Origin of the sequence: Bremerella sp. P1 (assembly GCF_028748185.1) — a bacterium.
GTDB lineage: Bacteria > Planctomycetota > Planctomycetia > Pirellulales > Pirellulaceae > Bremerella.
Genome location: NZ_CP118164.1, coordinates 1,137,747 through 1,149,088, shown reverse-complemented (window position 1 = coordinate 1,149,088; position 11,342 = coordinate 1,137,747). Strand labels below are relative to the sequence as shown.

The following is an 11,342-nucleotide window of genomic DNA, read 5'->3' as shown; positions in this document are numbered from 1 at the left end:
GAGGATAGTACGGATGGCATCCGACGCACAAAAATCGAACACCCGGCCCGTGCATCACCTGGTGGTGCAGCGGGTCGAAGAAGCACGTCGCGGCGCGATGCGGCGGGTTCGTCTGCGTGGTACGGCGTGGGGGCTGGCCGCCGGGATGCTGCTGCTTCTGGGAATGGCCCTGTTCGACTATCTGTTGCGGCAAGACGATATCGGAACGCGTTGGTTTCTGTCGCTGATAACGCTCGGTGGATTGGTGTTCGCGGTCATCTGGTGGATGGTCCCGGCCTGGAATTGGTCGCCGTCGCTGCAGCAGATTGCCCAGCGGATCGAGCAGTTCTTTCCCGAACTGCGTGACAAGATATCGAGCGCCTTGTTCTTCCTGGAGCAAGACGAACAGGATGCCGCCGGAAGTTCGATTTACTTCCGCCGTAAGCACATTAGCGAGATGGCGGACACGCTGACCTATACGGACTTGTCGGTCGCACTCAATCGCCATCTGGCCACCAAGGCACTGTATGCCCTGGGTGGTGTTATTTTCGTCACCTTGTCGGTCTTGCTCTTTTCCCCACAGCAATTCGGCACGGCCGTTTCGCGTTTAGCGATGCCGTGGAAGTCCATCGAGTGGCCGCGGCAAAATAATCTGGCCTTGGTGGATCCGCCGAAGGTGGTTCCCCTGGGAGGCCGCGCAGTGATCGAGGTGGAAGACCTCAATCGCAACCTGCCCGAGATGGTCGAACTGCAAGTTCGTTACGAAGCTGATGGCCGGCCGATGACGCACCCCATGCAGCTCGATCTGGAAGCCAACCGAATGGTTTACCAGTTGGACGGCATTCAGCGAGCCTTCGAGTTTCGCGTCGAAGGTGGCGACGACGATACGATGACGTGGCACGCGGTCGAAGTGGTCAAACCGCCGAAGTTCTCGGACGTGCAAGTTACGTTGGTCCCGCCTGACTATACGCGTTGGCTGCCCAGCCAGTCGCCACGTTCGATCATCGCTTTGCAAGGCACGACCGCGCAGTTGTATGGCAAGGTCGATCAGAAGATCACCCAGGCCGAATTCGTCTTCGAGACCGCCGGCAAGTCGGAAGTTTTTCCCCTGGTGATAGGCGAAGATGGCTACAGCTTCTCGACCCCGCAGGAAGGTGCCGAGGGCGAGCCTGCCAAGGGGCCGGTACTGGCGGCCAGTGGAAGTTACTGGATTGAAGTGACGGTCGAGTCTGGTCTGAAGAAAGCCGAAGGACGACGCTTCCCGGTACGTGTGATTCCCGATAAAGCGCCGATTGTGTCCTGGGTTCAGCCTGATCGTAATATGTCGCTTACCCCTTCGGCCCTATTGGAACTTTCGGCTGCCGTTCGCGATGACCTGCAGACACAAGACGTGAAGCTGGTCGTCAAGAAGCAGGCCGACGATTCGGTCCTGATTGAGCAGTCTCTGTTTACTGGCCCAGAGGAGCGTCCCTTCGAATCTGCTCCCAGTAACCTGGCGATGGGGCTCTCGGAAGATCTAGAGATCACGCACTCTCTCGACTTTTCTGAGCTTGAGGGCTTGACGCCGGGTACGATTCTGGAAATGACCATTGCCGCCAACGACTACCGGCCACAAACCGGGACGAGCTTGCCGCGGATCATCACGATCATCTCCGAAGAACAACTCGATCAGCGGGTGAATCGGCAGCAGCGTGAGATTATTTCCAAGATCGCCGAGGCTCGCCGATTGCAGCAAGATGCCCGGCAGCAGACGCGTAGCGTTGAAATCAAGTTAGAAGAAGGCTCTCAGCTGGGGCCGGCTGAACTTGCCAACCTGCAAAACAGCGAACAGAACCAAAAGAACGTTCGCGAGAAACTAGTCACCGGCCGTGATAGTGCCGCCAAACTGATTGATGAACTCCTGGATGAGTTGAAGCAGAATCGCCAGACCGACCACGATGCTTCGGAGATATTGCAAGACCTCAAGGAAAAGATCGAGTCAATCGCGGATGCGGAATTGACCCCGATCGAATCGGAGATCACTCAGCTTCGACGTCAAACACCGCGCGGTGTGGAGTCTGCCAACCAGCCGAGCGGTAGCAACAAGCCGTCGGAAACGGACATGGGCGAGCAGACTGGCGAGAACAATGCCGATGAGAAACCGCAAGAAAATTCGGATGGTTCCGAGGCCGGCGAAAAGCCAACCGAAGGGAAGCCTGAGGAGGAAGATGCCAAGCCCGAAGGCAGCAGCACGGAAGACAATGAAGAGAGTCCTGCTTCCGGCGAAGAATCGTCCGACCAGCCGATGGAATCAACGCCGACCGGTGAGGCTTCTGCCGAAACGAAAAAGCAGAATGCCCAGCGCACCAAGCAGCAGCTCGATGAGATTGGCAAGCGGCAAGAGAAGGTCGCCGGGCAATTGCAAGATTGGCAGAACGACCTGAACAAGTGGGATACGTTCCGACGCTTCGCGATGGATGTGCGTGACCTGGCCAATCGTCAGAAAGATCTCGAGAAGCGAACCGAAGCGAAGCAGACTGAAACGCTCGGCCAAGATGTCGAACGGATGTCGCCGGAGGATCGTGCCGACCTGAAGCAGATGGCCGAAGAGCAAACGAACCTGGCTGGCGAACTCGATCGCATTCAGTCGCGAATGCGGGACATGATGGAAAACGATCCTGAAAGTGAAGAGGTCGCCAATACGCTCAAGGACGCGATCAACGAAAACCGGGATGCGGCTGTCTCGCAGCGGATGCGGCAAGCAGGCCAGCGTATCGAGCAAAATCAACTCTCTTCGGCCAAAGAGTCGCAGCAGCAGGTCGAAAAGTCGCTGGAGGATGTGCTCGACACCCTCCAAAACCGCCGCGAAACCGATAAGAAAGAATTGAAACGAAAGCTGGACGAGGCCCAGCAGGAACTTGAAGATCTGCAGGACCGCCAGAAAGAACTGAAGCGAAAAGCGGATGAAGCCCAGATGCAGTCGGGCGACATGGGCAGTCAGCAGGCTCAGCAGTCGCAACAGCGAAAGCTCGAGAACCTGAAACAGCAGGCCCAGCAGTTACAAGACCAAGCCGAACGTTTGGCGCGTAAGCTGGAAAGACTTACCTCCAACAAAGCAGCTGAAAAAGTTCGCGACGCCGCCGAGCGTTTAGAAGAGGCGGCCAAGAACGCTCAGAACATGGACACGCAGCAGCTTCAAGACGAAATCGACCAGGCGCAGAAGGATCTGGAAGATGCTCAACAGGAACTGCAGCAGCGCCAAGAGCAAGTCGAACAGGACCTGGCTCAGGAACAAGCGGCCAAGCTGAAGCAGTCGATCGAACAGTTGATCATTCGGCAAACACGCATTCGGGACGAACTGGTTCGCTTGGACGAATTGAAAAAGAAAAACGGCCTACTGACCCAGGCCCAGAAGCAAACGCTCGAAGGGATCTCGCTGGAACAAGCAACCCTGACCGACGAGATCCGCTCGTTCGCCGAGTCGATCGCCAAGGCTGAGGTCTACCATCTGTCGCTGCAATTGACGGCCGAAGTCACGACCGATCTGTCGCGTTTGCTGGACACCGGAGAGATCGATGCAAGAATGCTTTCGCTGGCCGATGAAGCCGTCCTGCGGCTCGAGCAGTTAATTACCGCCATGGAAGAGCAAGAAAACCAGCAAGGCTCGCAGGACCAGCAGCAGGACGACCAGCAGCAACAAGATCAAGGCGACCAGCAGCAACAGCAGCAAGGGAGCCAGGACGGAATCAGCCAAACGGCTCAGCTGCGGCTTTTGAAGATGATGCAAGAGTCTCTCAAGGCTCGCACTCAGACGTTGGGCGAGAAGATTGAAAAGGACCCCAACGACGCCGACCAGGCTGAACTGTCGCGACTGGCCGCCGAGCAGGGGCGACTTTCGGAGATGACGTTGAACCTGATCAAGAATACGGAAGAGGAAATCTTCGATCCCGAGAACTTGCCTGATATCGAACCGACCGAGCCTGCCGATGCCGATCAGGAGGAGGACAACGATGTCTAAACGATTTGTCATCACCAGTTGGGTGATCGCCAGTCTGTTAATCGCGATCATTGCGGCCCCGATCTCTGCCCAGGAACCGTCCGACGATGGAGCCGGCATGTCGTCGCTGGATGAAGAACTGTTCAACGACCTGGGTAGTGACCTGTTCGACGATCTCGACCTGCCCGAAGAAGCTAAAGCGGCACCTGACGACACAAAGCCACCGACCGATGCTGGTAGGAATACGGATGGTGAAGATATCGGCGAGGAAGGTTCCCCAGATGGAGCCGAGGGGCCACGCGGTTTTGGATCCGATCAGACCAATCAGATGCAAGGAGAAGACCCCCTGACCAAGATCGGGGGCCTCATGCGAGAAGTACAAAAGCGAATGGCCGGTGGTCAGGCCGAATCGCAAACCGTGGCGATGCAGCAAGAGATCATCGTGGAAATCGAAAAGCTGTTGGAGCAGCAAAACAACCAGAACAATCAAAACCAATCCAACAATAATTCGCAAAATCAAAACCAGCAGCAGAACCAACAACAGCAACAGAATCAGTCGCAGAGCCAGCAGCAACAAAACCAACAGCAGAATCAGCAGCAAGGGCAACAGCAACAGCAGCAAACGGGTCAGCAGCAGTCCCAACAACAGCAAAAAGGACAAAGTCAGTCGCAACCGCAAGAGCAGCAAGGGGGCGATTCGCAGCCAAGCCAGGCCCAGATGCAACAAGGTGAAAAAAGCGAAGACTCCCAGGATAGCAGCGACAAATTGCGTGATGCGAAGGTCCTAGCGATCTCGCCTGAGGAACAAGACGCGTTGATAAAAAAGGCCTGGGGTAACTTGCCGCCTCATTTGCGGAAGCAGATCTCGAACAGCTCGATGGAGCGTTTTCTGCCGAAGTACGAGCGGTTGACCCAAGAGTATTTCCGCAAGCTGGCCGAAATCGAAGAATAAGCAGCGAAGCCGTATGAGCCAAACCACTCGCCGAACACTATTGAAGTCTGCGTTGGCCGCCGCCGGGAGTTGCGGTGTTGGGTCGCTGCTGTCTGCCCAAGAGTGGCGCGGTACGTCCCGGCGGAACTCGCGTGGTTTGATCACGCGTGAAGTTCAATCGAGCATCGATCAAGGGCTGCAGTACCTCGTTCAGCGGCAAACGATGAACGGTAGCCAACGTGGTGCGTTCGGTACCGACGGCTACCGCGCGAATACGGCGGTTGTTGGCCTCGCCGGTCTGGCATTCATGGCTGCGGGCAGTTCGCCCAATCGGGGTCCCTACGGAGCGAATATCTCGGCGTGTCTTGATTACCTGTTGGCCAACACGCAGAGCGGCGGCTTTGTCGCGTTGCCCAACGCTCGCACGCATGGTCCGATGTACGGGCACGGTTTTGCGACGCTGTTTCTAGCGGAAGTGTACGGCATGTCTGGCGCTGCTGAACTTCGCGATACGGTCCGCGCGGCGGTGAAGTTGATCGTCGACACGCAGAATGCCGACGGCGGTTGGCGTTATCAGCCGGTTCGTAGCGAAGCGGATATCTCAGTAACCGTGTGCCAGATGATGGCTCTGCGTGCGGCACGCAACGCGGGCATTTTTGTCCCCAATGAAACGGTTGACCGCTGTATCGATTACGTCACCCGCAGTCAGAACGCCGATGGTGGGTTCAGCTACATGCTCAGTGGTGGTCCTAGTGCGTTTCCTCGTTCGGCCGCTGGTGTCGTTGCGCTGTATAGTGCGGGGATGTACGAAGGGGAAATCATCGAGCGGGCCCTGAAGTACCTGGACGACAACCTTCCCCAGGAAAGCACGTTCCGTGGGAACAATCACTTCTTCTACGGCCAGTATTACGCGGCTCAGGCATTTTGGCATGTCGGCACCCAGCGGTGGGATCGATACTACCGCATGATTCGTGAAGTCTTGACCGAACGGCAAACGGCCCAAGGCTTCTGGACCGACTTCATCTGTCCCGAGTACGGCACTGCGATGGCTTGCATCGTGCTGCAACTTCCCAATAACTATCTCCCTATCTTCCAGAAGTAATGACTTTGCTTGCCCGTAGTTTTGTCTTCGCGTGGATCTTGCTGGCTTCGACCATGGCCTACGGTCAGTCGCGTCTGGACGGACCACTGATTGCCATCGGCAAGCCGGAAGCCAACGTCGCAATTACCGCGATCCCGTCGATCGACGGCTGGATAACTAGCGACGGCGAGATCGATCCGGCAAGCATCGTCCGGTTTGGTAACCCACAGCTGATTCGTGACGATGGCGTCGTGGTCTTCGAGGATGGTTCACGCATCGTGGCCAAGGAACTTCGTACCGAAGGCACGCAACTGCACGCCTACAATCGCTTGTGGGACGAAATGAAATTCCCACTACGTCCTTTGCGTGGGATCCTGCTTCGTTCGTATTTGGATCCTGACAAGACACAAATCTCGCTCGATCGCATTCATGCTTACGAGGGAACACGCGATCGTTTGCTACTGGCCAACGGCGACTATATCGACGGCACGTTTCGCCGGCTGACTCCTTTGTCGGTCGAATTTCAGATCGGCGACAAAGCCCTGAAGCTGGATCGCAAGCGGATCGCCGAGATCCACTTCGCTCGTTCGGCAGGCAAGTTGCCGACGGCAGAGCAGGGGGTCTGGGTTGGGCTACGCGACGGTTCGATGGTTCTGACTACCGAGCTTTCCTTGGCCGATGACATCCTCAAGGTTCGTCTCAGCCAAGGCATCTCGATGCGATCGTCGACGCTGGAGAATGCGTTTGCCTATGTGAAGTATCTTCGCCCGCTCGATAGCGATGTTCGTTATTTGAGCGATCTCGAGGCGATCGGCTTTAAGAGCCTTGGCTTTTTGAATGCGAATTGGGACTACCGCAAGGACCGCAATGTCCAAGGAGGCACGCTCAAGTCGAACGGGTATGTCAGTCAGAAAGGCCTCGGCTTGCACGCGACCGCGCGTCTGGCCTATAAGGTCGAAAATCAGGCATCCCGGCTGCGAGCCAAGGTCGGCATCGACGATGATACCGATGGCGCCGGCAGCGTGATCTTCAAGGTCTTTGCCAGCGAAACCGGCAAGTCGTGGAAGACAATCTATGAGAGCCCGATTGTTCGCGGGGGGCAATCTCCGCTGGATGTCGACGTCTCGGTGCAAGGCATGAAGGGCCTGGCCTTGGTGGTTGAATATGCGGACGGAGCTGACGTGCTCGACCACGCGAACTGGATGGATGCCCGGTTCGAGATGGAGTGACCCGGGGCGAGGTTTCCGTAATGAAGCTCACCAATATCCTCATGCATGATGGCTCGCGGGACTTTGGTGCTCTGCCTGAATGTTTTCCATTTGAGCAGCTACGCGATCATGTTGCCAAGTTGCCGGAAGCAAAGGTCACTCGCTTTGTGTCCGATGGTGTAACCGAAGCGTGGCTGCACTTTCGATATCGCGGTCATCAGTTTGCCGCGAATACACAATGCGGCGAGTGGTGGTTCTTTGTCAACGACCCGCAGTGCCCCGATGAAATTCTGCTGGAAGTTCTGACCTACTGCGCAAAAAAGTTGGGACAAGGATAACCTTGCCCCAACTTCTTCGTTTCTGTTCATCGAGCAGGCGACTAAACCTGGAACTGGCAAACGAGCGTTTGTAGCTTCTCGGAAATACCGTTGAGCACACCGCTGCAGTTCTTGGTCTTTCCGGCACCTTCGGAAACTCGGAGGGCACTGCCATCGACCGAGTTGACCGAACGAGCGATTTCTTCGCCAGCAACGGCCGATTCCGAAACCGAACGGGAAACCTGTTGCACGGCCGAGTTAGTCTGCGTGACGTTATTGGCAATCTCTTGCGTGGTCACCGATTGCTCTTCCACGGCGGCAGCAACTTCCTGCGAGATCTGATTCATCCGTTCGATAACTTCGCGGATCTTGTCAATCGATTGGATCGATTCATCGGAAGCTTCCTGGATGCCGTTCACGCGGCGTTCAATGTCACCGGTCGCGGAAGCCGTTTGACGGGCGAGTTCCTTAACCTCTTCAGCAACCACAGCAAATCCCTTGCCAGCTTCGCCAGCCCGGGCAGCTTCAATGGTGGCATTCAGGGCCAGCAGATTGGTTTGTTCTGCGATGTCTTGAATCAGTTCCACGACGTCGCCAATCTCGTTGGCTGCGATGTTGAGCTGGTTCAAACGATCGCGGCTACCATCGGCCAACTGGTTGGCTTCCATCGAAACTTCGCTGGCCTTTTCCATGTTGTTGGCGATCTGGCCGATGCTGATCGACATTTCCTCGACAGCACTGGCCACCGATTCCATGTTGGAAGACATCTGCGTGGCAGCGGCAGACATGCTTCGCATGTTGGCCGACATTTCTTCGGCGGCAGCGGCTGCCGTCGTCGATTGCGACTTGGTTTCGGTCGAAACGTGGGCCATGTTGTCGGCCGTCATGTTCATTTCGGAAGCCGAGCTGGCGATCGCCTTGCTGTTTTCGGCAAGAGCCGTCATGGCTTTTTGGAGGTTCTCGACCATGACATTGAGCGAGCCAGACATGGCACCGATTTCGTCCTTGCTGGTCACTTGCAGACGCTGTCGCAAGTCGCCTTCCGAGACGGCACCCAAAATCGTCATCACGCGGCGGATAGGCAGCACAATCGCACGACTTTGGAAAACGGCGATGATGATGCCCGCGACTAACGCACCCAGGCACACGACTCCCACCACGGCCACCGTGGTACGGTTCGAGGCTTCCAGTTGCGGTCCCAGTTGGTCTTGTTCGGCCTTGATCGAACCGCTGAGATCATTGCTCAGACCAGCGACTTCTGGGCCGATCGTATCGAGTTCTTGGCTAAACAAACGACGTTCCGTCGCAAGGGCAGTGGCCAATTCTTCATAAGCAGTCCGGTAAGTCTCGATACTCTCACGCGAAGCGGCCAGCAGCTTGCGACGCTCTGGGTTTTGAATTTCCTGATCGAGCTTGTCGAAATCGGTTTGAACCTGATCAATTGCCGCAAGCGTTTTCTCGTGGTACTGCAAGTTGTTGGTTTTGAGCAGCTTGAAGACGCTCAAGCGAACTTGCAGCAGGTCCTTCAGGGCCAAGCCGGCCGAACTGGCTGCAATCGCATCATCGTCGGCTCGAGCCGAAGTCATGATCGAGTTCAGGTTTTCCGATGCTTTCGGGCCCTCCACATCCAGCACATTCGCCAGACGTTCCTCACGCAGTTGACGATTCTCGACGACCTTCTCAAAGCCGGTGTAATAAAGACCGACGGCTGACTCGATGCCGCTGAGGTACTCTCGACGTTCTGGGTTGTTGATTCGCTCGTCCGCCTCGGTCAATAGCTGATCGATTTGGCCACGCACCTCGTTGAAGCGAGTGACGTGCTTGGGATCGGCCGCGATGTCAAAGTTCTTGGCAGCAAACCGAAGCTGCATCATCTGGTCCATCAAATTGGAACAGAAGTTGGAGTCTCGCGCCAGCTTGCGATAGCGCTGAAATCCGTCGGACGAACTGCTGAGTCCGTTCCAGGCAACGCCGCCCACAATTACCATCAGCAACAAGATTGCTGCGAAGCCCATAAGGGTCTTCTGCATAATGCTTAGTCGATTCAACATTTGCCCCTGCCTTTATTAGGCCCTGAGATCGAGTGGGCCCGTTGCGTCGATCATGCCCCGTGTAAGTAAATTGCGCAATGCAAGTGCGAGGCATGAAGCAATTGCATTTCTGAAGAAACATAGGACTGCACTGATGGCAGGCCGCTGTCCGATCTAAATTTGCCCACGTTAGAAGGGGCAATTCGATAGCCGCAGGGGTGGACTTATTTGTTGTATGGGAAAGAAAGTTCCCGAGAATCCCAGTTTAAGGGAGGCCTGTTATGCTGTTGCGGGTAACCGCAATGGGAGGCCGGGCTGTAGTACTCGCCACTTTTAAGGGGGGAGGTAACACGGCGCAGGTGCCGTGTTACCTGGATTTCTCTTATTTAAAAAGGACGAGGCCTAGGCTCCGTACTTTTGCAGTCGGCCGGCGTTGGCCATGGCCAGGGACATGAGGTACTGGGCTTCAAACAAACCCAAGCCACCCCGGCAGGCAGTCGCTTCGCCGAAGGTGGTGTGACCGTCCGGTCGGCAGCAGTTCGAGTACAGCAAGGTGGGAACCGGGTGCCAACTGTGGCTGGCCAGGAACGAAGGGGTGCTGTGGTCGCCGGTGACGATCAGCACGTCCGGGTTCAGATCCAGGATCTTAGGAATCTGAGCGTCGAACTCTTCGGTTCGCTTCACCTTGGCATCGAAATCGCCATCTTCACCACTCGAGTCGGTGTACTTGAAGTGGATGAAGAAGAAGTCGTAGTCGTCCCAGTTCTGCTTAAGGACTTCGAGCTCTTCGTCCAGCGATTGAGCTTCGCCCAGGATGTCCATGCCGACCAGGCTCGCCAAGCCCTTGTACATTGGGTACACGGCGATGGCACCGGCCTTCAGGCCGTAGACTTCTTCGTACGAAGGAATCGAAGGCTTGGCCGAGAAACCACGCATGGTCAGGCAGTTGGCCTTCTTCTCGTCCTTGAGCATCTTCTTGGCTTCTTCAACAAACTGCTTCGCGATCGCAGCCGTCTTGTTGCTCGCTTCGTCGGCACCAACCGGATCGAGTGGAAGAACGCCGGTCGCTTGCGGGTCGGTGTCGGCAACATTACCGCCCAAGCCATCACCACCGCGGAAGACCACCACGAAGCGGTGTTCTTTCACGGGCTTGACGATCACCTCGACACCGGGGATTTTGATTGCGTTCAGGCTTTCGGCTAGCGGAGCGCTTTCTTCGGTTGGAATACGGCCGGCACGGCGATCGGTGATCTTGCCGTCGGCGTCGATCGTGCAGAAGTTGCAGCGAACGGCGACGTCCCCTTCTTGCAGAGGCAGACCGATACCGGTCGCTTCCAAGGCTCCACGTCCGATCAGGAACTTCAGCGGATCGTAGCCAAATAGTCCCAAGTGACCCGGGCCGCTACCAGGGCTGATGCCTGGCTTCACTGGGATGCTTCCGCCTTGCACGCTCTTGGCGGCCAGGGCATCCAGGTTTGGTGTTTTGGCGGCTTCCAGTTCCGTCTTGCCGCCTGGTTCGTGCGGCAGCCCACCCAGGCCGTCGCCGACAAACATGACGATCTTCGTGTTGTTCTTGGTCTTCAGACTGCGCACCAGGTCGATTTGGTCCATGGCGTTGCTCTCTTTGCGATCTAACAAGTGGATGGGTGGGTAATTTGCATCAGGGGCACAGCGGTTAATTATCGGGTTTTTTGGGCTTATCACAACCATGCCTGATTGGCAGGGAAAACACCCTAAACCTTCATCTAGGCGGTACTTGGCAGCGATTGCCGACGTCCGCTATGGTGGTGATTAGGAAAAGGCGATGACGAATACCACTT

General features: G+C 56.3%; 7 protein-coding genes. 5 read left to right on the top strand and 2 right to left on the bottom strand.

Features of this window, described 5'->3' with window-relative positions; translation table 11 throughout:
* Nucleotides 1–13: 13 nt before the first annotated feature.
* From PSR63_RS04830 to PSR63_RS04810, 5 genes are read left to right on the top strand one after another with little or no spacing between them, the layout of a single operon-like run.
* A complete protein-coding gene (locus PSR63_RS04830; RefSeq protein ID WP_274331213.1) occupies nucleotides 14–3,976 on the top strand; it encodes a DUF4175 family protein in 3,963 nt (1,320 codons plus the stop codon).
* A complete protein-coding gene (locus PSR63_RS04825; protein WP_274331211.1) occupies nucleotides 3,969–4,907 on the top strand; it encodes a hypothetical protein in 939 nt (312 codons plus the stop codon). The genes PSR63_RS04830 and PSR63_RS04825 overlap by 8 nt, the downstream gene beginning before the upstream one ends.
* 13 nt (nucleotides 4,908–4,920) lie before the next feature.
* Nucleotides 4,921–5,988 carry a prenyltransferase/squalene oxidase repeat-containing protein gene (locus PSR63_RS04820; protein WP_274331209.1) on the top strand — a complete coding sequence of 356 codons (1,068 nt, stop codon included), beginning with the start codon at nucleotides 4,921–4,923 and terminating at the stop codon, nucleotides 5,986–5,988.
* Complete coding sequence (locus PSR63_RS04815) at nucleotides 5,988–7,196, top strand: NPCBM/NEW2 domain-containing protein (RefSeq protein ID WP_274331207.1); 1,209 nt, start codon at nucleotides 5,988–5,990, stop codon at nucleotides 7,194–7,196. The genes PSR63_RS04820 and PSR63_RS04815 overlap by 1 nt, the downstream gene beginning before the upstream one ends.
* Before the next feature lie 20 nt (nucleotides 7,197–7,216).
* Nucleotides 7,217–7,513 (top strand): hypothetical protein, encoded by a 297-nt coding sequence (locus tag PSR63_RS04810; RefSeq protein WP_274331206.1) that lies wholly within the window; start codon nucleotides 7,217–7,219, stop codon nucleotides 7,511–7,513.
* A 41-nt stretch (nucleotides 7,514–7,554) separates the two neighbouring features.
* Here PSR63_RS04810 and PSR63_RS04805 read toward each other — a convergent pair whose 3' ends face one another.
* Together PSR63_RS04805 and PSR63_RS04800 are read right to left on the bottom strand one after the other, a co-directional pair.
* Nucleotides 7,555–9,543, bottom strand: coding sequence for a methyl-accepting chemotaxis protein (locus PSR63_RS04805; protein WP_274331205.1), 1,989 nt, complete (start codon nucleotides 9,541–9,543; stop codon nucleotides 7,555–7,557).
* Between the two features lie 381 nt (nucleotides 9,544–9,924).
* Nucleotides 9,925–11,133 carry a 2,3-bisphosphoglycerate-independent phosphoglycerate mutase gene (locus tag PSR63_RS04800; RefSeq protein WP_274331203.1) on the bottom strand — a complete coding sequence of 403 codons (1,209 nt, stop codon included), beginning with the start codon at nucleotides 11,131–11,133 and terminating at the stop codon, nucleotides 9,925–9,927.
* Between the last annotated feature and the right edge of the window lie 209 nt (nucleotides 11,134–11,342).

Excerpts from the sequence above, each read along its gene's own strand:
- PSR63_RS04815 (WP_274331207.1), top strand. The coding sequence starts at position 5,988 with ATGACTTTGCTTGCCCGTAGTTTTGTCTTCGCGTGGATCTTGCTGGCT.
- PSR63_RS04830 (WP_274331213.1), top strand. The coding sequence starts at position 14 with ATGGCATCCGACGCACAAAAATCGAACACCCGGCCCGTGCATCACCTG.
- PSR63_RS04820 (WP_274331209.1), top strand. The coding sequence starts at position 4,921 with ATGAGCCAAACCACTCGCCGAACACTATTGAAGTCTGCGTTGGCCGCC.
- PSR63_RS04825 (WP_274331211.1), top strand. The coding sequence starts at position 3,969 with ATGTCTAAACGATTTGTCATCACCAGTTGGGTGATCGCCAGTCTGTTA.
- PSR63_RS04800 (WP_274331203.1), bottom strand. The coding sequence starts at position 11,133 with ATGGACCAAATCGACCTGGTGCGCAGTCTGAAGACCAAGAACAACACG.
- PSR63_RS04805 (WP_274331205.1), bottom strand. The coding sequence starts at position 9,543 with ATGTTGAATCGACTAAGCATTATGCAGAAGACCCTTATGGGCTTCGCA.
- PSR63_RS04810 (WP_274331206.1), top strand. The coding sequence starts at position 7,217 with ATGAAGCTCACCAATATCCTCATGCATGATGGCTCGCGGGACTTTGGT.